We start from the raw sequence: 24,093 nt of genomic DNA on the forward strand, positions 1-24,093 counted from the left end.
TTTGAAACCAATCCTTAGGTGGCGGGAATCCAGCGGGCACGGGCAGCGAGCCGACCGAGTACGCTGTCGAGGGCGTAGCCGATCAGGCCGATCAGCAGGACGACGGCGGCGAGCCGGTCGTAGGAGAGAGTGTCGCGGGCGTCGTTGATGGCGTAGCCGAGCCCACTCGTGACCCCGAGAGATTCGGCCGGCACCAGCACGATCCAGGCGACGCCAAGCGCCAACCGCAAGCCCGTCAGGATGTCCTGCAGCACCGCGGGCACCACGACGGTCAGGAGGGTGGCGAGGCGGCCGGCGCCGAGGTTGCGCGCCATGGCGAGCCAGACCGGATCGACCCGCTTCACCCCAGCGGCCGTGGCGAACAGGATCGGCCAGATCGCGGCCGCCGCGATCAGGAAGACGATGGCCCCGTCCCAACTCGGGAAGGCCAGCACCGCCACCGGCATCCAGGCGAGCGGCGAGATCATCCGCAGCAACTGGAACGGCGGCTGGAGGATGCGCTCAGCCAGCCGCGACGATCCCATCAGCAGCCCGAGCGGCGCGCCGAGCCCGAAGGCGGCGAGGAGCCCCTGGCCGATCCGTAAGAGGCTTGGGGCGGCAGCCCGCCACGCCTCGCCGGAAGTCAGCAGCTCGGCGAAGGAGGCCAGCGCCGGGCCAGGGGCGAAACCGGCAAATGCCGCGTAGGCCGGCACAGCCTCCAGCACGAGGCCGGCGGCGAACCAGACCAGGCCGAGCCCGGCGAGTCCGACGAGTGGCGCCAGCCGGTCGAGCACCGGGCCGATCCGGGTCGGGCGGCGCGGCGGCACGGCCGCGACCTCGGCGGCGAGGGTGGCGCCCCCGCTCACAGGCTCAGGGTCTCCTGGCGGGTGAGCGCGGCCGGCCATTCGGGATGGCGCTTCAGGGCCGCGGCAACGAAGCGGTCGTCCACGAGGTCGCGCGCCACGAAGTCCGGATCGAGGCCCTTCAGGAAGGTGGCATCGCCTTCGACCACGGTGTTGCCCATCGCCTCGACGATGAGCTTCGTCGCCGACGGGTAGGGCCAGGGCTGGAAATCGATGCGCCGCGCCACCCAGTCAGGATGGCGGATCGCACCGCTGCGCTCGTAGGCTTGCCCGTAATCGGTGGTCGCCTTGATCACCACATCGGCCGGCATCGGAAGGTAGCCGCGGCCCTCCTTCGAGATCAGGCGGGCGACGTCCTCGCGGTTCTTCACGCAATAGGCCTGCGCCCGCACGATCGCCTCGACGGCCTTGCCGGTCCATTCGGGATTTAGGCTCACCTGCCGCTCGTGGGCGACGACGACGCAGCAGGGATGGTTCTTCCAGATGTCGCCGGTGAAGCGGAGCATCCGCGCGCCGGCCTTGAGTTCGCCCAAAGCATTGAAGGGCTCGGCGACGATGTAGCCGTCGATCTTGCCCGCTGCGAGCGCCGCCGGCATCTCGGGCGGTGGCAGGATCTGGAGGGCGCACTCACTCGGGCCGGCCTCGCCGCGGATCACCGGTGTCACACCGGATTGACGCAGGGCGTATTGCAGCACGACGTTGTGCATCGAGTACCAGTAGGGCACCGCGACACGCTTGCCGGCGAGGCCCTTGAAGTCCTCGATCCCGCTCTTGCCGCCGACGACGATGCCGGAGCCGTTGGTGTGAGCCCAGGCCAGGACCTTTACCGGGAACTTGTTGTTGTAGCGCATCCAGACCGGGATCGGTTTCAGGAGATGCGCGAGGTTGAACTTGCCCGCCGCGAACCCTTCGACCAGGGCCGACCACGAGCGCACCGGCGTCGGCTCGGCGACTTTGAGGCCGGCTTCCTCGAAATAGCCCTTGGCGTGGGCGACGAGGAGCGCGGTGGCATCGGTGATCGGCAGGTAGCCGATGCGGACGGTCTCGTCGTCGGCCGCATGCGCCGCCCGGCCCGACAACCCGAGTGCCCCGCCGCCGAGGAGCGCAGCGAGGCCGCCGCGGGCAAGCGCGTCGAGGGTATCGCGCCGCGTCCAGTCGGCACGCGTCCATTCGTGTGTCCACAGGGCGGAGAGGTCGTCGGGGGCGCTCATCTGGTCTCGGTTCTTTTGGGATTTTTCGGGTCAGGCGGCGGCACGCTGGGGCGCGGTCGGCCCGAGGCGGCGAAGCGCGGCTTCCGCGTCGTCGCCGAGCGCAAAGTCGTCCGCGACGCGGGCCGGGCGGCCGGCGAGCACCACGGCGCGTCGGGCGAGGGCCGCCACGTCGGCCAGATCGTGGGTGACGACGATCAGGGTCAGTCCGCGCGCCTCGGCGAGCCGCAGCACGTCGGCGCGCAAGCTCGCCCGCATCTCGGGATCGAGCGCGGAGAACGGTTCGTCGAGGAGCAGGATGCGCGGCCGGCTCGCCAGCGCGCGGGCGAGCGCCACCCGCTGCTGCTGGCCGCCGGAGAGCTGATGCGGCTTGGCCTCCGCCCGCTCGGTCAGGCCGAGATCGTCGAGCAGGCGCCGGGCTTCCGCTACGCTCTCGCCGCGCCCGAGCCGGGCCGGCAGCAGCACATTGTCGAGGACGGTTGCCCACGGGAGCAGCGCGGGCCGCTGGAACATCACCGTGCAGCCCGGCACCGGCCCACGCACGGGCGCGCCATCGACCTGCACCGTGCCCGAGGACGGGGCGACGAGTCCGGCGAGGATCTGCAAGAGCGTCGACTTTCCGACGCCGGAGCGGCCGACGATGCCGACACGCTCTCCCGCCCCCACCGCGAGATCGACGCGGTCGAGCACCGGCGCGGAGCCATAACGGTAGGCGACCGAGGCGAGGGCAAGGTGGGGCAAGGAACGCGTCATCGGCTCTTGGAATCGGGCGCGGCTGCGCCGTCCCCGGCCTCAAGAGCCGGTGATCGGCACCGAAGGCCGTGTTTAGTCAAGATCATCGATCGATGGGGGCAAGATCAATGACTGCAAAATCCAAATATCAGCCGGTTTCAGGAAGATTTTTCTGCGCAATGATGCGGCAATGATGCGTTTCGTCTTGGCGAGCTCAAAAGGGCATCGACAGCCGCCGCTTTGATCGCCGCGCGAGGCAAGTCCTTGCGTCCCTCGTCCCCTGCCCGCGGTCCAACCGCATCGGCCGGTCGTCCTGCGACGGCTCTGGCTTGGCCGAGGAGGACGGATGTGGCGGCGATCCCTCGCGAGATCAGGCTCACCGAGGGGCGCCGCCGCCTCGACGTGATCTGGGAAGTGATCTTGATCTGGGAAGTGATCTGGGAGGACGGCTCGGCCTCGCAGCTCACAGCCGACACCCTGCAAGCGCACAGATGGTGCGGGCCGGGATCGACGGCTTGCCGTCCGCATGCCCCGCTGATCTCGCCATCTCTGCGGTCGAGCCGGTCGGCGCCGACGCGGTCACTCTCGCCTTTGCCCGGCAGGCACGACCACGGAATCGTCTCGTGGCCGTAGCTGCGGGCCCTGGCCGAAGACGCAGCGGCGAGCAAAGTGGACTCAAGTGTTTCGGCGTCGAGCGCTGTTCGAAGTGAGCATTCGTGTCCCGGTCGGTGGGATGCCTGGGGATCCAGGCGCTACCGCTCGGTCGAAGCGGGTGTCCCAGGCGTCACGCACTTCTGTCGCGTTTTGGCGTATCGCCACGCCCAGCGCGCGGGGCCATGCATCCTCAGGCCGGTCGCTGTCGCCGAGGGCGACCTCGTCGCGCTGGAACGGGACACTCAGGATCGTTCGTCGACAGAGCCGATATGCATGCCGTCTCAGGCGAAGGCGGCCTCTCGAACCTCGAGCACGGTCAGGCGTCGGATCTCGCCCGTTCGTGTGGCCCAATCGATGGACTGCCCCTTGCTCAAGCCGATCAGGGCTGCGCCGATCGGAGTCAGGATCGAAACCTTGCTCTGCTCGATGTCGGCCTCTCCAGGGTAGACCAGCGTCACGGATTGCGTCCTTCCCGTCGAATTGTCACGGAAGTCCACCCGGCTGCCCATGCGTGCGAAATCGCCTCGCGCCGCCCCGTTGCGGACGATCTGGACCCGGTCGAGTTCGTCCGAAAGAAAGGAAGCGACCTCCGGCGCGCGATCCATGGCGCTCGCTGCCAGCCGCGACAAACGTTCGTGGTCATCGGCCGTCATCTTGATGCGCGGCTTCGCCGCACCAAGGAAAATCTTCTTCAATTTTTTAGATCCTTTTTAGAGTGTCGTCGTACTACGCTGCACTCGGGCCCGGATCGTTCTCGTCTTCTAGACGAAGCGAGAGATCATTTTCCGCTTTTGCTGGACTTGGCGAATACGAGTAGTTTCTGCGCGAGAACGGAAGCACGGTACTTGAACGCGGTGCCACGGCGTGCGCGGAGATGGGCTTCTCTCGCTCCGTCGCCATCTGCCCTGCGTCGCCGCGAGGATGACGTTCCGGTTCGCGCTCAGGGGCATCCATTGATCCCGCTCCGATACTGCATCAGGACCGCCCATCCGGCAGCCGGATCCGCGGCATGGTCGTCGAGCGGAGAACGCCCTCGCTTCACATGCCGGACGAAGAATTTGATGTGGTGATTGTCATGCGCACTTGCGGCGACAGCCGACAGCGTCTCGGCAAAACCCTCGCGCAATCCCCGAACTCTGCGTGCGCGGATGCGCCGCCGGCCCGGGGCTAATCGCCCGCGATGACGCGACCTGCCCGAAGCAGGGCACGGCTGAGGGGGGAAGTGCTGTACATGATCATCAGAACATCGGCGAAGTTGATGATCGTGTCAATTCGCTGCGACAAGGCAATTGAGGCGACCCAGCTCCGCAAAACCATTTCCTTAGGCCTGCTTGACAGCCGCACGCCTTAGCCTATGCTCCGTTAGATTATGCCGAACCGTCTCCAAAGCATTCGCCTTCTTGGGCGTGCGGGCAGCCTGCAAGCAGGCTCCTAAGCCCTGGCGCCTGGCCGGCCTGACAAGGCGCGGCCCGCTCCAGGGATAGATCTCCAGCACTTCGTTCTTTTCGACGCGCAGGTTCCGGACGGGCTGCGCCGTCAGCCACTCTGCGCGGCTTGGCCGTGCGGAGCGGTCATGCTGTGAGGTGTCAGAATGGGCGCTGTTCGGAAACCTCCTCCGATTACGCTTCCGACCTACGACTTCGACCGTCTCGTCACTCTTGGTCTTGCTGCGTATCAGCGCGGCGATCCCGAGGCCGACTTTCTTCTGTCAGAACTTGAACGTGCGGCATCTTTCGACGCTCGCCCGCCGCTCGGAGATGTCGTTGTCGTCACTTGTCGCGTGACCTATCGGCTCGACGATGAGCCGACGGTCCATGCGCGTCGTCTTGTATATCCAAGCAACGTGATCGCTTCCGAAGACGAAATCTCTGCGACGAGTCCGCTCGGAGTTGCGATGCTCGGTCTCGGAAGAGGGGACCGCATGCCGTTTCGCGACACCGCCACGGGACGCGAGCACGTCGTCGAAATCGCAGATGTCGGACCGCCACGGTGCACGAATGACGCCGTACCGCCCAGGCCATTCGATCGTCTTCTCGGCTGATCCTCACAGACCGTACCGGCTGCCGATCAACTTTCATGTCGGCCGCATGATCGCGGCCGCAACTTCGCAAACACCTTACCTCCACAGGACTTTGAGTAATGACTGAGAGCCGTTGGCCCGTGCATGGTCGCATCGCAGGCCCGATCGTGATGATCGGCTTCGGTTCGATCGGGCGGGGAACCCTGCCGCTGATCGAGCGGCATTTCGCGTACGACAAGAGCCGCTTCACGGTCATCGATCCGGTCGACACCCACAAGGATCTCGCCGACAAGCACGGCCTGCGCTTCGAGAAGGTCGCGCTCACCAAGGAGAACTATCGCGACGTCCTCACCCCGCTCCTCACCGAGGGCGGCGGCCAGGGCTTCTGCGTGAACCTCTCGGTCGACACGTCCTCGCGCGACATCCTCGAACTCTGCCGCGAACTCGGTGCGCTCTACATCGATACGGTGGCCGAGCCCTGGCCGGGCTTCTACTTCGACGCCGGAGCCAGCCAGGCGGAGCGAACGAACTACGCTTTACGAAACCGCATTCTGGATGCGCGCGCCGCGAGCCCCGGCGGCCCGACCGCGGTCTCGTGCTGCGGGGCCAATCCCGGCATGGTCTCGTGGTTCGTCAAGCAGGCGCTCCTGAACATCGCCAAGGACACGGGCGTCACTGATCCGGAGCCGAAGACCCGCGAAGAGTGGGCCGCGCTGATGCGCGAGCTCGGCGTCAAGGGCGTCCACATCGCCGAGCGCGACACCCAGCGCGCCAAGACCCCCAAGCCCATGGGCGTCTTCGTCAACACTTGGTCGGTCGAGGGCTTCGTGTCCGAGGGCAACCAGCCGGCCGAGCTCGGCTGGGGCACGCACGAGACCTGGAAGCCGGCCAATGCCGAGGAGCAGACCAAGGGCTCGCGCTGCGCGATCTTCCTGCTTCAGCCCGGCGCCGACACCCGCGTGCGCACCTGGGTGCCGACCGCGGGCGCGCAGTTCGGCTTCCTCGTGACCCACAACGAGGCGGTCTCGATCGCCGACTACTACACGGTGCGTGAGAACGGCGAGGCGGTCTACCGCCCGACCTGCCACTACGCCTACCACCCGGCCAACGACGCCGTGCTCTCGCTGCACGAGATGTGGGGTAATGCCGGCAAGGTGCAGGAGCGCCAGCACATCCTCGACGAGGACGAGATCGTCGACGGCATCGACGAGCTCGGCGTGCTCGTCTACGGCCACGAGAAGAACGCCTACTGGTACGGCTCGCAGCTCTCGATCGAGGAGACGCGGCGCGTCGCCCCCTACCAGAACGCGACGGGTCTGCAGGTGACCTCGGCCGTGCTGGCCGGCATGGTGTGGGCGCTGGAGAACCCGGAGGCCGGCATCGTCGAGGCCGACGAGATCGACTTCCGCCGCTGCCTGGAAGTGCAGACGCCGTATCTCGGCCCGGTGGTGGGCGTATACACGGACTGGACCCCGCTCACCGATCGCCCCGGCCTGTTCCCGGAGGACATCGACCCGAGCGATCCCTGGCAGTTCCGCAACGTGCTCGTTCGGTAGCGAAACTTTGCCGAACACGGTTCACACCGTGGGCGCCGGCCTGTCCGGGCTCTGCGTGGCCGTCGATCTCGTCGATGCCGTGTATCCGGTGATCATCCACGAGGCCGCCGGTCCTACCGGCGGCCGCTGCCGATCCGATCACGATCCGCAAAGCGGGATGACGATCGACAACGGCAATCATCCCGGCCCTTCCGGCAGCCGCGCGCCGAGTCGAACGAGGTCGGTCAACCTCCTCATCGCCAGGGACCGGACCGACACAGGCCTGCGGACCTGCATCGAGGGCGCGATCCGGTTCGGCAACGAGGCGTCACGTCTCGCAATCGAGGCAAGCTAATGCGTTCGTGCTGTGACCTCTCTTCGGGCCAAGCCGCCGATGATGACGGCAACGGTCCTGTCGGGATCGGCCGGGCGGGTGCCGCGCCGGATCGCCCCGCCGCGCGCCCGCGCGTGCCTTACTTTTCGTCCGGCCCCACGACCAAGCGTCCCGGCTGGAGCCTCGATGCCCTCGCCGGCGCGGCGCTCGGCCGCTCACACCGCTCGGCCGCCGGCAAGGCCAAGCTCGCCGAGGCCATCGAGTTCACCCGCACGGTTCTGCGTGTCCCCGCCGACTATCGCATCGGCATCGTCCCCGGATCTGACACCGGCGCTGTCGAGATGGCGATGTGGTCGATGCTCGGACCGAAGACCGTCGAGGTCATGGCCTGGGATTCCTTCGGTGCCGAGTGGGTCACCGACGCCCTGAAAGAGCTCAAGATCGATCCGATCGTCCATGTCGGCGAGCATGGCATCCTGCCCAAGCTCGACGCCATCGACACGAAAAAGAACGACGTCGTCTTCACCTGGAACGGCACCACCGCCGGCGTGAAGGTCCCGCACAGCGACTGGATCGCCGACGATCGTGAAGGCATCACCATCTGCGACGCGACCTCGGCCGCCTTCGCGATGCCGCTGCCGTGGGACAGGCTCGATGTCGTCACCTATTCCTGGCAGAAGGTGATGGGCGGCGAGGCCGCGCACGGCATGCTGATCCTCTCGCCGCGCGCGGTGGCGCGCCTGGAGAGCCACACGCCGGCCTGGCCGATCCCGAAGGTGTTCCGCCTGACCAAGGGCGGCCGGCTCATCGAGGGCATCTTCAAGGGCGACACCATCAACACGCCCTCGATGCTCGCGGTCGAGGACTACCTCGATACCCTGAAATGGGCCGAGCGCATCGGCGGCCTCGATGCACTGCACGCGCGGGCGGACGCGAACGCGCGGGCGGTCCACGCCTGGGTGGCGCGCACCCCCTGGATCGGCCACCTCGCGGTGGATCCGGCGACCTACTCGAACACGGGCGTGTGCCTCGTGATCACCGACCCGGACGTGCTCGCCAAGGGCGACGCCGTGGTCAAGGCCGTCGCCGCCGGGATCGTCAGCCGCCTGGAGCGTGAGGGCGTGGCCTTCGATTTCGGCGCCTATCGCGACGCGCCGGCCGGGCTGCGGATCTGGTGCGGGGCGACCGTCGAGACTTCCGACATCGAGGCGCTCACCTCCTGGCTCGACTGGGCCTTCGCCCAGGAAAAACAACGGATCTAGACCGCCTTTCGGCAAAGAGATGCTGGTCCGTACGGAAAATGCGCATCGGGTCAACGCCCGATTCTGATCGATCACATTCTGCGGCCTGGCAGGCTTGCGAAGATAAACTAAAGGAAATCCCGAACATGCAGGATGCGAAGATCTTCGATCAGGCGTTGGTGCGCCTGGACGATGCCGCGCGGCATCTCGAGCTCGATGCGGATGTGTTGGAAAAGCTCAAATACCCCCGCGAGACGACCAAAGTCCGGCTGATGATCCGTATGGATGACGGATCGCGGAAATCATTCATGGCATGGCGCTGCCGCTACGACGACACGCGCGGCCCGACAAAGGGGGGCATCCGCTTCCATCCCGAGGCGACGGTCGAGGAAGTCGAGACGCTCGCCTTCTGGATGACGTTCAAATGCGCCGTGATGGATCTGCCCTATGGCGGTGGAAAGGGGGCCGTCCGCGTCGACCCTCGTACCCTGTCGAAGACTGAGCTGGAGCGGCTTTCCCGAGCCTACATTCAGGCTTTCGCCAAGGTCATCGGACCCGATCGCGACATTCCTGCGCCGGACGTCTACACGAACTCGATGGTCATGGGGTGGATGGCCGACGAATACGCGTCGATCATCGGCCAGCCGGCCCCCGCCGTGATCACCGGCAAGCCGATGGCGCTCGGCGGCTCGCTCGGGCGTGAGGACGCCACCGCACGCGGCGGCTACTACCTGGTCCGGTATCTCAAGGAGCGTCTGGGCCTGCCGTCTCGCGCACGCGTCGCGGTACAAGGCTTCGGCAACGCTGGGCAGCACATCGCCCGCCTCCTTGCCGAGGACGGACACAAGATCGTGGCAATCTCCGACTCGCGCGGAGCGGTCTATTGCTCGGACGGCATCGATCCGGGCGCTGCCGTCCGGGCGAAGCAGGGCGGCAGCGTGACGTCGCTCGCCGGATCCGCGGGCGTCTCGGGGCTATCGAGCGACGACCTCGTCGCCGTGGAGTGCGACCTGCTCGTCCCGGCCGCAATGGAGGATATGATCCACGAGGGCAACGCCTCCCAGGTCAAGGCCGGCGTCGTCCTCGAACTGGCGAACGGCCCCCTGACGCCGGAGGCGGATGCGATCCTCGGCCGTCGCGGCACCGTGGTCCTGCCGGACATCCTGGCGAATGCGGGCGGGGTCACGGTCTCGTACTTCGAGTGGGTCCAAAACCGTCAGGGCTACTACTGGCCGGTCGATGACGTGCATGCGCGCTTGCGGACGACGATGGAGCGTGAGGGCGACGCCATCTGGCGCTTGGCACAGGAGCGCAACCTCACTCTCCGAAGCGCAGCCTACGTCCACGCGCTGGCCCGGCTCGCGAGCGCGATCGAGGCTCACGGGACGCAGCAATTCTTCACAAGCTGAAGCGCTCGACATGTCCCTATCCATTCCCGGCTCGCAGAACCGCGCGCGGGGGAGGTTCGCAGCTCACTCGAGCCCTCCTCCTGTCAGTCTGCCGCGCGTTCTTTCGAAATTCGGCTTTTGCTCACGACGCTTGGCGGAGGCCCTGATCGAGAGCGGGCGGGTCCGCGTCGACGGCCGTGTGGTCCGCAATGCGGGCGTGCGCGTGGATCCCCAGCGCGCCGCGATCTGCGTCGATGGCCGCCGGCTCGTCTCCGCGGCAAAGGTCTACCTGCTGCTGAACAAGCCGCGTGGCTTGCTCACGACCTATGGCGACCCGCAAGGCCGCAAGACGGTCTACGATTGTCTCGCCGGACACGACTTGCCGTTCCTCGCGCCGGTCGGACGACTGGACTGTGCCAGCGAGGGCCTGCTGCTCATGACCAACGATACGCGGTGGGCGCATCGTCTCCTCGATCCGGCCTCCAATGTCGATAAGGTCTACCATGTGCAGATCGACTGCCGGCCGGACGAGGCTCTCCTGTCCAGTTTACGAGAGGGCGCGGTGGATGATGGGGAGCGGCTCACCGCCAAATCGGTGGCCCCACTGCGTGTCGGCGAGCGTAACGCTTGGCTCGAGGTCGTCCTGAGTGAGGGCCGCAACCGTCAGATCCGACGCCTGATGGCACTCAACGGAGTCGGCGTGCTTCGGCTCGTGCGCGTCGCGGTCGCCGGCCTCCGTCTCGGCGATGTGAGAAAGGGCGCGTTCCGCCACCTGACCGATGCCGAGAGGTCATGCTTGGCGGCTGGTGGAAGGGCCGATAGCGTTCGCCGATCACCAATCGCAGAACGTGCCGAGAATGGAAGGGAAACCCGCTCGGCAGAGCGCCGGCTCCGGCGATCCGTAGCAGCTTCTTCAATCCGTTCCGACACCGGACCAGACCTTCTGCGGATGCAGACAGAGGGGGGGGTCGCGCTTGGAAGGCATCCGATTTGACGCAGTTCGTGACCCGCCTCGGCACCGGCTTCGACGTTCACGCCTTCATGGAGGGCGACCATGTCTGGCTCGGCGGCGTGAAGATCCCCGCCGACCGCGGCGTGCTCGCCCATTCCGACGGCGACGTGGCCCTGCACGCGCTCACCGATGCGCTGCTCGGCGCCATCGCCGACGGTGATATCGGCACCCACTTCCCGCCCTCCGACGAGAAATGGCGCGGGGCGGCCTCGGATCAGTTCCTGGCTCATGCCTGCGAGCTGGTCCGCGCCCGAGGCGGCAGGATCGACCATCTCGATATCACCGTGCTGGCGGAAGCGCCGCGCATCGGCGCGCACCGCGAGAAGATCCGCCAGCGCATCGCCGAGATCGCCGGTGTGCCGCTCTCCTCGGTGTCGATCAAAGCGACGACCGCGGAGAAGCTCGGCTTCGTCGGCCGGGCCGAGGGCCTCGCCGCCCAGGCCGCCGCCACGGTGCGGCTCCCAGAGCCGGCTCCTTGCGAACTGGCGTGATGGCAGGCCGGACTGGGAAGGGAATGGATCGGTCCAAGACCGGCCGCACTGGCGGAAGGCGGGCTTTGAGGGAGGCGGAGAGCCGTCGGCAGCGGCTCCCCCTTCGCGGTCGGACGCCTCGCCCGCGCCATCGATCGGGCCTGGGCCGCGACGGGCGAGGCAACGAACAGGCTCAAGGCGGCAACGGCGGATAGGATAAATCTGCGCTTCAATGGCTCATGAAGCAGCAGACCGGGCAGCGTTCGAGGGCGTCGCGGGTGAACCCGCCGAAGATCCATTCCCGTAGCCGGGAACGGCCGAAGGCGCCCATCACGATCAGGTCGGCCTCCCGGCCCTGGGCGAATTCCAGGATGTCGTCGCTCTCCTGCCTGACCGGGCGCATGAGGTGGGCGGAGGCCGGGGCGCCGTGACGCCTGAGGTGGCCGGCCACGGCTTCGGCCCCATTCTGTGCCGCATCGTCTCCCACCGTCGCGACGAACACCTCGTCCGCCTCGCGGAGGAAAGGCAGCGCTGCCGTCACGGCTCGCCGCGCCTCGGGCGTATCCTTCCAGGCGACAACGATGCGAGTTCCCTTCACGTGGACCAGACGCGGCGGCGCGACGAGGACGGGCCGGCCCACCTCCATCAGGAACGGGCCGGGCGACACGCCGAGTCCACCCGTCTCCTCGTCGTCGGGTCCGCGCCGGCCGACCACGACAAGGTCGGCGCTGCGCGCCTGCTCAACGAGATGGGTGAAGGGCTTGGCGCGGGCGGCATGCCACTCCGTCCGGATCCCGTCCCCGGCGCTGCGCTCGAACAGAGCCCGAGCCTGTTCCAGGATCTCGCGAACCTTGGCCTTGTTGCGTTCCTCTTGGTCGATGGCGTCGTCGGCGTCGCGAACCAGAATGGGCGCCGGCACTTCGCAGGCGGCCGCGCCGGTGAGGGTCGCGTCGAAGCGCCGGGCGAGACTGGCGGCGAGGCGCACCCGATCCGGTGATGCCGCGCCAAGGTCGGCGGAAACAAGGATATTCGCGTAGTCCATGGCCATCCACGTCTGTGTCGATACGGACAGGTGAAACCTCGCCTCGGCCTCACCGGCTCACCTTGATCCACCGCAAGGTCGATGGCACCGGCCTCATGCGCCGCGCGGGACGTCCTGCGTCGTCGGCTCGCCCCCATCCTGCGGGCCGCCGAGCGCGCGCAGGGCGTTGAGGATCACGGCGACGTCGATGATCTCCTGCAGCACCGCGCCCCGGAGGGGCGAGAGGTGTCCCAGAGCCGCTGCAACCATGCCGACGAGCGAAAGCCCGAGGCCGACCCATACGCTCTGCAGCGCGATGGCGCGGGCTCGCCGGGCGATGAGGATGGCCTGGGGCAGCGGCGCGAGGCTGTCGACCAATAGCACCACATCCGCAGCCTCGGCCGCGGCTGCCGCCCCTCGCGCCCCGAGCGCTATGCCGAGGTCGGCGGCCGCCAGTGCGGGCGCATCGTTGATTCCGTCGCCGACCATCATAACGGGACCGCTCCGTCGTTCGGCGGCCACGATGTCCGTCTTGGCCGCCGGATCGAGGTCTGCGGCGACGGCATCGACAGGCAGACCGGCGACGAGCGCCTCAGCGACGGCGCGCCGGTCGCCGGTCGCGAGCACGATCCGCTTGATGCCGCATTCGCGCAAAGCCGCGAGCGTTCTGCCGCCGTCGTTGCGCAACGGATCGACGAGTTCCAGGACGGCGACGGGCGCGCCTTCCACGGCAACCAGCACCGTCGCGGTCGCCGCCGCGGCGACGAGCCCGGCACCGTCTGGCGGCGGAAAGCGGACATCGTGCATCCGCATCAGGCGCGGACCGCCGACAAGAACATGCCGCCCCTCGACCCAGCCGCTCACGCCCTCGCCGGGAGACTCCGTGACGTTTTGGGGTTGCGACAGCACGAGGGCACGACGGCGCGCCTCCTCAACCAAGGCACGCGCTATCGGATGGCCGGACGCTTGGTCGAGGGAGGCGGCCAGCCTCAGCGCCTCCACCGCGTCGTAGGGGCCGAAGGACCGCGTCGAGGTCAGCCGGGCCGAGCCGTGGGTCAGGGTACCAGTCTTATCGATGACCAGCACGCGGATCTCGGCCAAAGTCTCCAAGGCGCCGCCGCCCTTGATCAGGACGCCGTTGCCAGCCGCGCGCGAGAGGCCGGAAACGAGCGCGACGGGAACGGCCAAAATCAGCGGGCACGGCGTAGCGACCACCAGCACGGCCAACGCCCGGAGAGGATCCCCGCTGGCGGACCAAGCGCCACCGGCCAGTAGGAGCGTGAGAGCAAGGAATGCGAGGCCGTAGCGGTCGGCCAGATGTGCCATGGGCGCCTTCCGGGCCTGGGCCGCCTCGACCAGCCGGACGATGCCGGCATAGGTGCTATCCGCAGCCGGCCGTTCCGCCACCACGGTGAACGGCGTGCCTGCATTCACCGTCCCACTCAGCACCGGCTCGTTCGCCAGGAGGGTGATCGGCAGCGCCTCGCCGGTCAGGCTCGACCGGTCGAGAACGGCGCTGCCTCTGAAGACCCGCCCGTCCACCGGCACGACATCGCCGGCACGCACCAGGATATGGTCTCCCGGCGCCAGCGCCGCGAGGAGCACCTCCGTCAGCCCGCCGACGTCCTCGCGCAGGGCGGTCCGCGGCTGGCGTGCGACCAACGCCGTCATGGCCTTGCCGGCACGGCCTGCCGCGTAGGCTTCCAGCGATTGGCCTCCCGCGTACATCAGAGCGATGACGGCGCCGGTCAGCGGCTGAGACAGGGCGAGGGCGCCGCTCATAGAGAGCAGGGCAACGAGGTCGAGTCCGACGTCGCCCTTCGTCAGGCTTCTCACCACCTGGGTCACGAGCACGACGAGGACTGCGAGGGTCACAACGGTCCAGGTCGTCGCCGCGAAGTGTGCATGCCCGAGGGCATGCGCTGACAGACCGGTGCTGAGGCCGAACAGCGGCACAACCGCCAACCATCCCCTCAGCTGCGGCAACCAACCGACCACCGACCCTCGCATCTTTCGAAAGCCTGCGGCCGGTTTCGTCATCATCCGCCCCGACTCGGTTGGTTGCTCGTCACTCAGGTGCGCCCGGCCAATCTTGCGGGACCTTGCGGTCGTGCGACGTAGCCGAACGATTGCGTCCCGATCGCTGTCCGGGCGCAAAAAGGAACGACGTAACGGCCTGCGCGTCTACCTGCGAGAGATGCAAGCGAGGATGCACGATGTCGATCTTTCAGATCCGTCAGGGCGGAACAGGCGCGATCCTCTGGACGGGTGAAGCCGCGAACGAGATCCAAGCCATGGATGCGATGGCGCATGAGGCCGGCTATCGTGACCGATCCGATCTCCCGCAGAGCCTCGGCCGCGGCATGAAGGTCGAAGCGCTTTCGTTCAACACACCGCCGCTACATACGTCCGCTGGCCGCACGCTGGGCGGCAGGGCCGGCCAAGTCGTGATGGGCACCGCGATCAACGATCGTAACCTCGGCCGGGCAGCAGGCTAGCACCAGGGGTGCTGTGCTTGCCCGCTGGCTATTGGGACGCCTCCGGCCTGTGCCTTGTGAACCCGCGAGAAGCGGCGCGCTCAGCCGTTTCCCGTTTTTGCCGACACGCGACAGTGTCCATGAGCGCATCTGAGGTTGCTTGCCGAAGAGCAGCCACGGCGTTGCCACGCGATCTCTCAAGGTACGGCTCGACGAGGGTATTCACCTCGTCCGACCTCACCGCCGCTGCACACCCGATGCCTGGCCTATCGCTCTGACGAGGAGCGGCGTTTGATGCAGGATCGGGGCCCTGATGAGGCCCATGTCATCGGCAGCGCCAAAGGGTGAACGCCTCGCTCACCACCATCCGTCTAACCTAACACCCGGTCGGACGACGGGCGCCTCCCTCGCCCCGCCCGCTCTGCCGGCGCGGCGTTTTTCCTGCGCGCTATCCGTCCGAGCGAAACGGGCTCGCGAAGCGCATCGGCTCGGTGCTCGTTTCGGCCTCGCCGGCTTTCTCGGCCACGAGCAGGATGTGGTATGGGCGGCGTGCCTCCACCGCGAGTGGCCGGAAGCCTGCCTGTCGCACCATTGCCTCCACGAGCGCCGTGTCGAAGACGTGGTGATGCAGGGCCCGAATCGCGAGGTTGGCGGCCGAGCGCTGCGCGAACGCCTCTGCTGTCGTGCCGCCCGGGTCGCGTCGCAGGTCGTGCAGCCGCAGGATCTCGGGGACGTGGGTGGTGTCGTCCTCGTCGGTGCTGCGATCGAAGTCCTCCACGAGGTGGTCGAGACGGGTCACCGGCCGGCGATGATCGAAGGTTCCGTCCTTGTGCGGGACGATCAGGACGAGAAGACCGTCATCATTCAGCACGCGCCGCCACTCCTGAAGCGCCTTCAGCGGGTTGGCTGTGTGCTCGATGGTGTGGGAGGACAGAACGACATCGTAGCTGCCGCCCGCGATCGCGGGCAGCGCGGTGGCCTCGGCGATGTACTGCCGGCCGGCTGGGCGCGAGGGATCGAAGCGGAAGCTCGCGCCGGCATCGATCTCGCCCTCCCAGATCGTCCGGCTGGCGAAGTTGCAATTGTCGACGGTCGCCAGGATCGGGTAGGCGGGAAAGATGCCGCGCGCCTGGAAGGGTGCGCTCGGACCGCCGATCTCTAGGGCATGCTTCCCGACGAATCGCTCGCGCAGAGCCCGGAAACTTTTCGCGCGGGGTTTGAGGATGCGACTGCCCACGCGCGCGAACAGGCCGGCCGCGCCCTCGGTCCGCACGACCGTCAGCACTTGGTTGATGATCATGATCCCCCCGAGCCCGCGTCGAGCGGGACGGCCATGCTTACCCATCCTCAAATTGAGTGACAACGATCGCTGGCAGGAGCGCTCAGACCACCCGGTGGGCCGCCCCGTCGATTTCCATCCACTTCGTCAAGGCGATGGGCAGCCGCTGAATCGCCGCGTCGCACGTATCCGCCACGCCTTTCAGGTCGCAGCCGGTCGGGATCCGGTTCTGCTCGACGCCCATCGCCTTGCGTCCGCCGACCATCATCACCCCGCACCCATCGACGCCGATGAAGCGTACGACGTGAGAGGCCGGCAGCACCCTGGCAGCAGGGGAAGTCGGAGGAACATGATCAAGGCCGCGCGGAGAGCGCCTCAACGCCTCCGGCCCCAACCGACTGCGCTTGCAGGTATGCGACGATGTCCGCCCGGTCGAGCGGGTCGGGGACTCCGCGAAAGCTCATGCTCGTGCCCGGCGCGAACTGCGCAGGGGCGGCAAGCCAAGCGTCCAACCTCTCCGGCGTCCAGACGCCGCCCGTCGACCGGAGAGCCCCCGTGTAGCCGAAACGTCGGCTGTTGCTCGCGACGGGCTTGCCGACCACGTCGTGGAGGCTGGGACCGTTTCGGTCGCCGGCTCCCACCCTGACCGTGTGACAGGCGGCGCACTGACCGAACAAGCGGCTGCCCCGCCCCGCGTCGGCTACCCGCATGAAGTCACCGAAGCGCGGATTGTCACCCAGTGAACGGCGGCGTTCCCCGCTCTCATCCGAACAAGCCGTGACGAGGAAGGCCAGCGCGATCAGCAGGGCGTGCCGGCGGAATAAGGGGAGATGGAAGGTGCGCTTCACCCGTTCGATCCTGTGAACCACCGTCAATCGCCGATATTCGTCCGCCTTCAGTGAGATCGGACAGGCAAGAGCTTGCCGCGCAGCAGCAGGCCCAACGTTCTCAGCGCAATCCAGCCGATGATCAGGTTGGCCGCGACGAACAGCGGAACGGCGAGGAACGCGCTCGGTCCTGCCAGCCCGCGCTCCGTCAGCCGCAACGCGGCGAGCGGAAGGGCCGAGACACCGAATGTGTAGGCCCAGGCCGCCGGCGAGAATGGCTGCTGGCGCAACCACGGCACCAGCCGCACCATGACCAGGGCATGCAGCAGAGCGTAGCCGAACAGGATCTGCGCAAGCCGGTCGGGCGGTCCGTCCGTGACGGCCAGGTAAGCGACGCAAGCCACCGCCGGCGGCGCGAGGTGCAGCCCGAGCGAGGCGCGCAGCGGCACAGGCAGAGTCCGCAGGATCAGCCTGTGAATGACGACCGATTCCAGCGTCAGCCAGGACAGAAGGCCGGCGCCGAAGAAGAGCAGACCGAGCTCAGTCATGCCGAAGGCGGCGCAGGTGATGGCCGCCACGAACCCTCCGCCGACGGTGGGCATGTAGAGGATCGGCGTCGTCGCCTCGAAGGCGCGGTCGCCCATCCAGAGGCCTCCCACGCCCCAGACGGCGAAGAGCGTCGTGCCGACAAGGCCCGCTAGGGCCATCACCCATGCGCCGTCCGGCCAGTGCGGCGCGAGGCCGACGCTGGCGATCATGGTCGCGACAGGAGCCAGAGCGGCGAAGAACGAGGATATCGGATCTCGCGCCTCGGCAAAAACCGTGTCCCGGTCGTGCAGCCACCGAGCGGCGTAGAAGACCAGCCACGTCGCCCAGACCGCCACGCCGAGCAGGGAAAGGACCTCGCCGACCCAGGCGGGGGCCAGTGCGAGGCGGGTCATGGCACGCCAGCCGTTTCCCAAACCGCAGAGTCCGAGCACCATCCCGAAGAAGGTGGCGGGGACCCTGGTCCGTCGAAGCCAAGCGAATTCACGCCGCGGTTTGACGGCACCTTCTCGCTCCGCGACCGAGCTCGTCTCATCAGGCACGTCAGACGACCGTGGAGATCGCGCCGGGCGGATGCGCCAGGAGCGTCGCGAGCAGGCTCAAGCCGTACCGCAAGGTCTCGGCGTCCGGCGCCGCCCCCAGAGAAACGCGAATGGCCTCGGGGGCCGGCCCCACCGCGAAGGCATCGCTCAGGATGACCGACAGCCCGAGCTGACGCGCATGCGCTCCGAACTCGCCGCGACGCCAAGGCTCGGGAAGCCGGAGCCAGAGGTGGTGCCCGCAAGGATGGGCCTGGACGTCGAGACCCTGCAAGGTCTCGCGCGCGACGGCCTGCCGCCGGCCGTTCTCCTGCCTGATGGCCGCGACGACCGCGTCGAGCTCGCCTTCCAAGATCCAGTGCGAGGCGAGCGCCGCCGTGAGCGGCGAGGCCATCATGTTGAGCGCCCGCAGCTCGGCGGCGAGCCGCACCGCCTCGTTCGTTCCGGGTACCGCCACATAGGCAATGCGCAAGCCCGGGCTGACGCACTTGGACAGCGTTGCGATATGCCACGTGATATCCCCGGCCAAGGAAGCGATGGGCGCCGGAGCATCGGACGGCAGCGCGCCGTACGCGTCATCCTCGATGATTGTGACGCCGCGCGAGCGCGCGACCTCGGCGATCCGCTCGCGGCGCGCCGTCGGCAGCGTCGCGGTCGTCGGGTTGTCGAGCGTCGGTACCACGTACAGGGCGCGCGGCCGCTCGGCTTCGCAGCGCTCCCGGAATGCGTCCGGGTCGAGCCCGTCCGCGTCGCAGGCTACCGGAACGAGGCGAACGCCGCGGCGCTCGGCGGCCATGCGCAGGCCCGGATAGGTCAGGGCGGGGATGCAGAGCGCATCGCCCGGCTTGAGGATGGCGGCGAGCGCAGCGGCGAGCACGACCTGGGCGCCCCCTCCCACGAGGATGCGGTGCACCGGAAGCGGCCCGACCCGCCGACCGAGCCACTGTGCCGCCGCAGCGCGGTCGGCCATGTTCCCGGCGCTGTCTTGGTACTGCATGCGGTCGAGGAACCCGGGCGAGCCGGCAAGCCGCGACAAGCCTGCTTCCATACGCTCGGCCAGACGCGCCGCCGCCGGCTGGGGCGGCATGTTCATGCTGAAGTCGACGCTTCCGGACGGGTCCGGCCTGCGCATCTCCGCAGGCGGCGTGGGCCCGCGTACGAAGCTGCCCCGACCGGCTGTCGCGTCGATCAAGCCTATCCTGCGGGCTTCGTTGAAGGCGCGTGTGACGGTGGTGAGATCGACGTTGAGGTGTTTGGCCAGGACGCGCTGTGGCGGCAGGCGAACGCCCGGCGCCAGGCGCCCGGCGCGGATGTCGTCGGCCAGCGCCTTGACGATGGCCAGGTACTTCGGGCCTCCGTCGCCGGCGATTGTCGGGCTCCAGGATGCCATCATTGACCCCTGCTCTCACATTGCTGTATGCATACACAAGACATACACGCAAAGCGAGCCGTGGTTCTGTCTGTGACAGCGTTTTGAAGACTGTCGGTCTCCACTCCGAATGTATGGATTATTAAGCCATACATTCGGAGTGCGCAAGGCGCCTCTCGATGCCGTCGGGTGGTCAGCGGTTCAGGAATGTGGATGATGCAAAGGACAACCGATCAATCCATCATGTCGGTCGGCGTGCGGTGCCGCTGCCCTCGGTGCGGCGACGGGCGGCTGTTCGACGGTTTCATCACCCTCAAGCCACGCTGCGAGGCGTGCGGCCTCGACTACGGCTTTGCCGACCCGGCCGACGGACCTGCCTTCTTCATCATGATGACAATGGCCTTCCCGGTCACAGCCTTCGGCATTTGGCTGGAGCTCGCCTACGAACCGCCGCTCTGGATTCATGCGGTTGTGACGCTTCCGCTGCTCTTGCTGGCTTGCGTGCCGGTCATCCGGCCGCTGAAGGGGCTCTTCATCGCCAGCCAGTACATCAACAAGGCGGGCGAAGGCCGGCTCGCGACCGCGCCAATCCCCAACACCGGACCTGGAGCAGGCGACTGACCCTGCCGCTCCGCCGCGCGCTCCCGGACGGATGCTGGGCTGCGGCATGGACCGTCCGGCTCGGATCTCACGGCCGACTCGATCAGACCTGACAAGGACCGGGACGATGCTGCCCTACTCCGACGTATTCGAGGCCTCCCTTCGGACGCTGCGCGAGGAGGGTCGCTACCGGACTTTCATCGAGCTCGAGCGGATTGTCGGCACGTTCCCGACGGCCATCTGGAGGCATCCAGACGGCAGCCGCCGGCCGGTCACGGTCTGGTGCAGCAACGACTATCTCGGGATGGGGCACAGCCCCGAGGTCCTCGGCGCCATGCACGAGGCTCTCGACCGGTACGGCGGCGGTGCGGGCGGCACCCGCAACATCTCCGGCACGGCCCACGAGCACGTGCTGCTGGAGCGCGACCTCGCCGACCTGCACGGCAAGGAGGCCGCCCTCCTGTTCACCTCTGGCTACGTCTCGAACCTGGCGGCGCTCAGCGTCCTCGGCCAAGTGCTGCCGGGCAGCGTGATCCTGTCTGATGCCAACAACCACAACTCGATGATCGAGGGCATCCGCCGCTCCGGGACCGAGAAGGCGATCTTCCCGCACAACGACGTCGCCGCGCTCGACCGGCTGCTGGCCGGGTACGAGCCCGGACGGCCGAAGATCGTCGCCTTCGAGAGCGTCTACAGCATGGACGGCGACGTCGCCCCCATCGCGGAGATCTGCGACGTCGCGGAGCGCCACGGCGCGCTCACCTATCTCGACGAGGTGCACGCGGTCGGGATGTACGGCACGCACGGCGCGGGCATCGCGGAGCGCGAGGGCGTCGCCCACCGCATCACGCTGATCGAGGCGACGCTGGGCAAGGCCTTCGGCGCGATGGGCGGCTACGTCGCCGGTCCGTCCACGGTGGTCGACGTCATCCGCAGCCACGCGGCCGGCTTCATTTTCACGACCTCGCTCTCCCCCCACCTAGCGGCCGGCGCGCGGGCGGCGGTGCGGCACCTCAGGGACAGCCAGACGGAGCGGGACGCGCAGCAGCGCAACGCGGCGAGCCTGATGGCGATGCTGCGCAAGGCCGGCCTGCCGGTCCTGCCGAGCCAGAGCCACATCCTGCCGGTCATGGTCGGCGACGCCCACCATTGCCGGCGGATCAGCGAAGAACTGCTGGAACAGCACAGCATCTACGTGCAGCCGATCAACCACCCGACCGTGCCGCGCGGCGGCGAGCGGCTGAGGATCACCCCGACGCCGCTGCACACCGAGGAGCACATGCGGGCGCTCGTGACGGCGCTGCTCGAGGTCCGCTCACGCGTGGGCTGGGGCGATGTCTCGCTGGCCGCTTGACCGCGGCTTCGCCCCGACGACAGACGCAACGAGGTGACCGACATGCTGGCGGACGCTGACGCCCTGCTGCTCGCACGGTGGCAATTCGGGTTCACCGTGGCCTTCCACATCGTGTTCCCGGCCTTCTCCATCGGCCTCGCCAGCTATCTGGCCGTGCTGGAAGGGCTCTGGCTGGCCACGGGCCGCCAAGTGTTCATCGACCTGTTCCGGTACTGGATCAAGATCTTCGCCATCGGCTTCGCCATGGGCGTCGTGTCCGGGCTGGTCATGTCCTACCAGTTCGGCACGAACTGGTCGGTCTACGCCGACAAGACGGGACCGGTGCTCGGCCCACTCATGGCCTACGAGGTGCTCTCGGCCTTCTTCCTGGAGGCCGGCTTCCTCGGGGTGATGCTGTTCGGCATGAGCAAGGTCGGGCCACGCCTGCACTTCCTCGCCACCCTGATGGTGGCCATCGGGACCTTCTTCTCGGCGTTCTGGATCCTGTCCGTGAACTCCTGGATGCAGACGCCGCAGGGACACGCGGTCAACGCCGCCGGGCAGTTCGTCCCGGTCGACTGGTGGGCCATCGTCTTCAATCCGTCGTTTCCCTACCGCCTCGTCCACATGGTGCTGGCGGCCTACCTCACCACCGCGCTCGTCGTCGGCGCGGTCGGGGCCTGGCACCTGCTGCGCGACCGCGCCAACGCGGGCGCGCGGACGATGTTCTCGATGGCGATGTGGATGCTCGCCGTCGTCGCGCCGATCCAGATCCTCGTCGGCGACGCCCACGGCCTGAACACCCTGGAGCACCAGCCCGCCAAGGTCATGGCCATGGAAGGCCACTTCCGGAGCCACCCGGACGGCGCCCCGCTCGTCCTGTTCGGCCTGCCCGACCAGGAAGCCGGCACGGTGCGCTACGCGGTCGAGATCCCGAAGCTCTCCTCGCTGATCCTCAAGCACGGCCTGAACGAGCCCCTGAAGGGTCTCGACAGCGTGCCGCGGGAGGATTGGCCGCCGGTGCCCGTGGTGTTCTGGTCCTTCCGGGTGATGGTGAGCCTCGGGATGCTGATGCTCCTGCTCGGCTGCGTCAGCCTGCTCGCCCGCTACAGGGGCAGGCTCTACGAGTGGGCGCCCCTGCACCGCTTCGCCCTCGGCATGGGCCCGGCCGGCTTCGTCGCCGTGGTGGCCGGCTGGATCACCACCGAGGTCGGGCGCCAGCCCTTCACGGTCTACGGCCTGCTGCGCACGGCGGAATCCGCCTCGCCGCTCCACGCGCCCGCCGTCGCCGCCTCGCTCACCGCCTTCGTGCTGGTCTACTTCGCCGTGTTCGGGATGGGCATCCTCTACATCCTGCATCTGATGGCGAAGTCGCCGCACCGGGGCGAGCACGGGATGGAGCCCGGCGCGCCGATCCGCACCGCCGGCATCACGCCCGCGCCCTCGGTCGATCGCGACCGCACCCTCCGCCCCGCCGAATAGGGAGCCCGTCATGCTCGCCGATATCGACCTGACGGTGGTCTGGGCGCTCATCATCGCCTTCGCGGTCTTCGCCTACATCGTGATGGACGGCTTCGACCTCGGCATCGGCATCCTGTTCCCCGCCTTCCGGCCGGGACACGAGCGCGACACCGCGATGAACTCGATCGCACCGGTCTGGGACGGCAACGAGACCTGGCTGGTGCTGGGCGGCGGCGGCCTGTTCGCGGTGTTCCCGCTGGCCTACGCGGTGATCATGCCGGCCCTCTACGCGCCGATTATCGCGATGCTGCTCGGCCTGATCTTCCGCGGCGTCGCGTTCGAGTTCCGCTGGCGCGACCCGCGCCACCGGGCGCTCTGGGACGTCGCGTTCACCGGGGGCTCAGTCGTGGCGGCGCTTGCCCAGGGCATCACCCTCGGCGCGCTGCTCCAAGGCATCAAGGTCGAGGGCCGCGCCTATGCGGGCGGCTGGTGGGACTGGCTCACCCCGTTCAGCCTGCTCGTCGGGCTCGGCATCGTCTGCGGCTACGCCCTGCTCGGCGCCACCTGGCTGGTGATGCGGACGGAGGGGAGCCTGCAGGACCGGGCGCGCATCTTCTCGCTCCGGCTCGGCGCGGCCACGGTCGCGGCGATCGCCGCCGTCAGCGCGGCGACGCCCTTCCTGGAAGGCAGGTATTGGGAGCGCTGGTTCGCGATGCCGAACGTGTTGCTCACCGCCCAGGTGCCGCTCCTCGTCGCGCTCGCCTCGTTCCTGTTCTTCCGCCTCCTGCGCGGTGGGGCGGAGAGAGCGCCGTTCCTGCTGTCGCTCGGCTTGTTCCTGCTGTCCTTCGTCGGGCTCGGGATCAGCATCTTCCCGGACGTCGTGCCGGGTCGGATCACGATCTGGGAGGCGGCGGCTCCGCATTCGAGCCAGGTCTTCCTGCTCGTCGGTGCGTCCGTCCTGATCCCGGTCATCCTGGCCTACACGGCCTACTCGTACTGGGTCTTCCGCGGGAAGGTCGACGCGGCGGGGTATCACTGATGGGCACCAGCGCCGCTCCCGAGCGGCCGACCCCGCTGTGGCGCCGCCTCGTGTGGTTCGCCTCCCTGTGGGCCGGCAGCATCCTCTCGCTCGGTCTCGTCGCCGGTCTCCTGCGGGCGTGGCTCAAGGCCGGCTGAACCCGCGGCGCCCGGTCCCGACCGCCTCC

At 68.1% G+C, this 24,093-nt stretch carries 22 protein-coding genes and 2 pseudogenes; 13 read left to right on the top strand and 11 right to left on the bottom strand.

Going from position 1 to position 24,093, the window contains the following annotated elements:
• Positions 1-14: 14 nt before the first annotated feature.
• The 4 genes from LPC10_RS24650 to rnk all read right to left on the bottom strand — a co-directional run bounded on the left by LPC10_RS24650 (position 15) and on the right by rnk (position 4,089).
• A complete protein-coding gene (locus LPC10_RS24650) occupies positions 15-845 on the bottom strand; it encodes an ABC transporter permease (RefSeq protein ID WP_231344884.1) in 831 nt (276 codons plus the stop codon).
• Positions 842-2,053 (bottom strand): ABC transporter substrate-binding protein, encoded by a 1,212-nt coding sequence (locus tag LPC10_RS24655; protein ID WP_231344885.1) that lies wholly within the window; start codon positions 2,051-2,053, stop codon positions 842-844. The genes LPC10_RS24650 and LPC10_RS24655 overlap by 4 nt, the downstream gene beginning before the upstream one ends.
• Positions 2,054-2,083: 30 nt before the next feature.
• The gene (locus LPC10_RS24660) at positions 2,084-2,803 is read right to left on the bottom strand and encodes an ABC transporter ATP-binding protein (RefSeq protein ID WP_231344886.1); all 720 of its coding nucleotides are present in this window, start codon (positions 2,801-2,803) and stop codon (positions 2,084-2,086) included.
• Positions 2,804-3,717: 914 nt separating this feature from the next.
• Positions 3,718-4,089, bottom strand: coding sequence for a nucleoside diphosphate kinase regulator (gene rnk, locus LPC10_RS24665; RefSeq protein WP_370644748.1), 372 nt, complete (start codon positions 4,087-4,089; stop codon positions 3,718-3,720).
• Positions 4,090-5,027: 938 nt separating this feature from the next.
• On the opposite strand from rnk, the gene LPC10_RS24670 reads away from it, so the two are divergent.
• From LPC10_RS24670 to ispF, 7 genes and pseudogenes are all read left to right on the top strand, one after another.
• Complete coding sequence (locus LPC10_RS24670) at positions 5,028-5,477, top strand: GreA/GreB family elongation factor (RefSeq protein ID WP_231344889.1); 450 nt, start codon at positions 5,028-5,030, stop codon at positions 5,475-5,477.
• 98 nt (positions 5,478-5,575) lie between these two features.
• On the top strand, positions 5,576-7,012 hold the full coding sequence (locus LPC10_RS24675; RefSeq protein WP_231344890.1) for a homospermidine synthase: 1,437 nt from the start codon (positions 5,576-5,578) through the stop codon (positions 7,010-7,012).
• A gap of 28 nt (positions 7,013-7,040) precedes the next feature.
• Positions 7,041-7,346, top strand: a complete 306-nt coding sequence (locus LPC10_RS25750) for an FAD-dependent oxidoreductase (RefSeq protein ID WP_370644612.1) — start codon at positions 7,041-7,043, stop codon at positions 7,344-7,346.
• On the top strand, positions 7,346-8,587 hold the full coding sequence (locus tag LPC10_RS24685) for a phosphoserine transaminase (protein WP_231344891.1): 1,242 nt from the start codon (positions 7,346-7,348) through the stop codon (positions 8,585-8,587). The genes LPC10_RS25750 and LPC10_RS24685 overlap by 1 nt, the downstream gene beginning before the upstream one ends.
• A gap of 125 nt (positions 8,588-8,712) precedes the next feature.
• Entirely contained in the window at positions 8,713-9,975 is a 1,263-nt protein-coding gene (locus LPC10_RS24690; protein ID WP_231347143.1) for a Glu/Leu/Phe/Val dehydrogenase, read from the top strand.
• A 10-nt stretch (positions 9,976-9,985) separates the two neighbouring features.
• Positions 9,986-10,753, top strand: a pseudogene (locus tag LPC10_RS24695) (pseudouridine synthase); the annotation flags it as partial.
• Positions 10,754-10,902: 149 nt separating this feature from the next.
• Positions 10,903-11,457, top strand: a pseudogene (gene ispF / locus LPC10_RS24700) (2-C-methyl-D-erythritol 2,4-cyclodiphosphate synthase); the annotation flags it as partial.
• A gap of 208 nt (positions 11,458-11,665) precedes the next feature.
• Here the strand turns inward: ispF and LPC10_RS24705 are convergent.
• Together LPC10_RS24705 and LPC10_RS24710 are read right to left on the bottom strand one after the other, a co-directional pair.
• On the bottom strand, positions 11,666-12,478 hold the full coding sequence (locus LPC10_RS24705; RefSeq protein WP_231344893.1) for a universal stress protein: 813 nt from the start codon (positions 12,476-12,478) through the stop codon (positions 11,666-11,668).
• Between the two features lie 93 nt (positions 12,479-12,571).
• The gene (locus LPC10_RS24710) at positions 12,572-14,497 is read right to left on the bottom strand and encodes a heavy metal translocating P-type ATPase (RefSeq protein WP_231347144.1); all 1,926 of its coding nucleotides are present in this window, start codon (positions 14,495-14,497) and stop codon (positions 12,572-12,574) included.
• Between the two features lie 176 nt (positions 14,498-14,673).
• On the opposite strand from LPC10_RS24710, the gene LPC10_RS24715 reads away from it, so the two are divergent.
• A complete protein-coding gene (locus LPC10_RS24715) occupies positions 14,674-14,955 on the top strand; it encodes a hypothetical protein (RefSeq protein WP_231344894.1) in 282 nt (93 codons plus the stop codon).
• A gap of 427 nt (positions 14,956-15,382) precedes the next feature.
• Here the strand turns inward: LPC10_RS24715 and LPC10_RS24720 are convergent, their stop codons facing one another.
• The 5 genes from LPC10_RS24720 to LPC10_RS24740 form a co-directional block, all read right to left on the bottom strand.
• Complete coding sequence (locus LPC10_RS24720; protein WP_231344895.1) at positions 15,383-16,234, bottom strand: methyltransferase domain-containing protein; 852 nt, start codon at positions 16,232-16,234, stop codon at positions 15,383-15,385.
• 82 nt (positions 16,235-16,316) lie between these two features.
• Positions 16,317-16,481, bottom strand: coding sequence for a hypothetical protein (locus LPC10_RS24725; RefSeq protein WP_231344896.1), 165 nt, complete (start codon positions 16,479-16,481; stop codon positions 16,317-16,319).
• A gap of 85 nt (positions 16,482-16,566) precedes the next feature.
• Complete coding sequence (locus LPC10_RS24730) at positions 16,567-17,061, bottom strand: cytochrome c family protein (RefSeq protein ID WP_231344897.1); 495 nt, start codon at positions 17,059-17,061, stop codon at positions 16,567-16,569.
• A gap of 47 nt (positions 17,062-17,108) precedes the next feature.
• Complete coding sequence (locus LPC10_RS24735) at positions 17,109-18,023, bottom strand: dicarboxylate transporter/tellurite-resistance protein TehA (protein ID WP_231344898.1); 915 nt, start codon at positions 18,021-18,023, stop codon at positions 17,109-17,111.
• 106 nt (positions 18,024-18,129) lie between these two features.
• Positions 18,130-19,518, bottom strand: coding sequence for a PLP-dependent aminotransferase family protein (locus tag LPC10_RS24740; RefSeq protein ID WP_231344899.1), 1,389 nt, complete (start codon positions 19,516-19,518; stop codon positions 18,130-18,132).
• A gap of 219 nt (positions 19,519-19,737) precedes the next feature.
• Here LPC10_RS24740 and LPC10_RS24745 point away from each other — a divergent pair, with 219 nt between their 5' ends.
• From LPC10_RS24745 to LPC10_RS24765, 5 genes are all read left to right on the top strand, one after another.
• A complete protein-coding gene (locus tag LPC10_RS24745) occupies positions 19,738-20,115 on the top strand; it encodes a DUF983 domain-containing protein (protein ID WP_231344900.1) in 378 nt (125 codons plus the stop codon).
• Positions 20,116-20,221: 106 nt separating this feature from the next.
• Positions 20,222-21,448 carry a 5-aminolevulinate synthase gene (gene hemA, locus LPC10_RS24750; protein WP_231344901.1) on the top strand — a complete coding sequence of 409 codons (1,227 nt, stop codon included), beginning with the start codon at positions 20,222-20,224 and terminating at the stop codon, positions 21,446-21,448.
• A gap of 42 nt (positions 21,449-21,490) precedes the next feature.
• On the top strand, positions 21,491-22,909 hold the full coding sequence (locus LPC10_RS24755) for a cytochrome ubiquinol oxidase subunit I (RefSeq protein ID WP_305080621.1): 1,419 nt from the start codon (positions 21,491-21,493) through the stop codon (positions 22,907-22,909).
• A gap of 10 nt (positions 22,910-22,919) precedes the next feature.
• Positions 22,920-23,927 carry a cytochrome d ubiquinol oxidase subunit II gene (gene cydB / locus LPC10_RS24760; RefSeq protein WP_231344902.1) on the top strand — a complete coding sequence of 336 codons (1,008 nt, stop codon included), beginning with the start codon at positions 22,920-22,922 and terminating at the stop codon, positions 23,925-23,927.
• A complete protein-coding gene (locus LPC10_RS24765; RefSeq protein WP_231344903.1) occupies positions 23,927-24,064 on the top strand; it encodes a DUF2474 family protein in 138 nt (45 codons plus the stop codon). Before cydB ends, LPC10_RS24765 begins: the two co-directional genes overlap by 1 nt.
• Positions 24,065-24,093: the final 29 nt, after the last annotated feature.

The organism is Methylorubrum sp. B1-46 (assembly GCF_021117295.1).
GTDB lineage: Bacteria > Pseudomonadota > Alphaproteobacteria > Rhizobiales > Beijerinckiaceae > Methylobacterium.

Bases quoted from the DNA above. Each gene is read 5' to 3' on its own strand.
- LPC10_RS24655 (WP_231344885.1), bottom strand. From the start codon at position 2,053: ATGAGCGCCCCCGACGACCTCTCCGCCCTGTGGACACACGAATGGACG.
- LPC10_RS24660 (WP_231344886.1), bottom strand. From the start codon at position 2,803: ATGACGCGTTCCTTGCCCCACCTTGCCCTCGCCTCGGTCGCCTACCGT.
- rnk (WP_370644748.1), bottom strand. From the start codon at position 4,089: ATGACGGCCGATGACCACGAACGTTTGTCGCGGCTGGCAGCGAGCGCC.
- LPC10_RS24670 (WP_231344889.1), top strand. From the start codon at position 5,028: ATGGGCGCTGTTCGGAAACCTCCTCCGATTACGCTTCCGACCTACGAC.
- LPC10_RS24675 (WP_231344890.1), top strand. From the start codon at position 5,576: ATGACTGAGAGCCGTTGGCCCGTGCATGGTCGCATCGCAGGCCCGATC.
- LPC10_RS24685 (WP_231344891.1), top strand. From the start codon at position 7,346: ATGCGTTCGTGCTGTGACCTCTCTTCGGGCCAAGCCGCCGATGATGAC.
- LPC10_RS24690 (WP_231347143.1), top strand. From the start codon at position 8,713: ATGCAGGATGCGAAGATCTTCGATCAGGCGTTGGTGCGCCTGGACGAT.
- LPC10_RS24705 (WP_231344893.1), bottom strand. From the start codon at position 12,478: ATGGACTACGCGAATATCCTTGTTTCCGCCGACCTTGGCGCGGCATCA.
- LPC10_RS24710 (WP_231347144.1), bottom strand. From the start codon at position 14,497: ATGACGAAACCGGCCGCAGGCTTTCGAAAGATGCGAGGGTCGGTGGTC.
- LPC10_RS24715 (WP_231344894.1), top strand. From the start codon at position 14,674: ATGTCGATCTTTCAGATCCGTCAGGGCGGAACAGGCGCGATCCTCTGG.
- LPC10_RS24720 (WP_231344895.1), bottom strand. From the start codon at position 16,234: ATGATCATCAACCAAGTGCTGACGGTCGTGCGGACCGAGGGCGCGGCC.
- LPC10_RS24725 (WP_231344896.1), bottom strand. From the start codon at position 16,481: ATGATGGTCGGCGGACGCAAGGCGATGGGCGTCGAGCAGAACCGGATC.
- LPC10_RS24735 (WP_231344898.1), bottom strand. From the start codon at position 18,023: ATGGTGCTCGGACTCTGCGGTTTGGGAAACGGCTGGCGTGCCATGACC.
- LPC10_RS24740 (WP_231344899.1), bottom strand. From the start codon at position 19,518: ATGATGGCATCCTGGAGCCCGACAATCGCCGGCGACGGAGGCCCGAAG.
- LPC10_RS24745 (WP_231344900.1), top strand. From the start codon at position 19,738: ATGTCGGTCGGCGTGCGGTGCCGCTGCCCTCGGTGCGGCGACGGGCGG.
- hemA (WP_231344901.1), top strand. From the start codon at position 20,222: ATGCTGCCCTACTCCGACGTATTCGAGGCCTCCCTTCGGACGCTGCGC.
- LPC10_RS24755 (WP_305080621.1), top strand. From the start codon at position 21,491: ATGCTGGCGGACGCTGACGCCCTGCTGCTCGCACGGTGGCAATTCGGG.
- cydB (WP_231344902.1), top strand. From the start codon at position 22,920: ATGCTCGCCGATATCGACCTGACGGTGGTCTGGGCGCTCATCATCGCC.
- LPC10_RS24765 (WP_231344903.1), top strand. From the start codon at position 23,927: ATGGGCACCAGCGCCGCTCCCGAGCGGCCGACCCCGCTGTGGCGCCGC.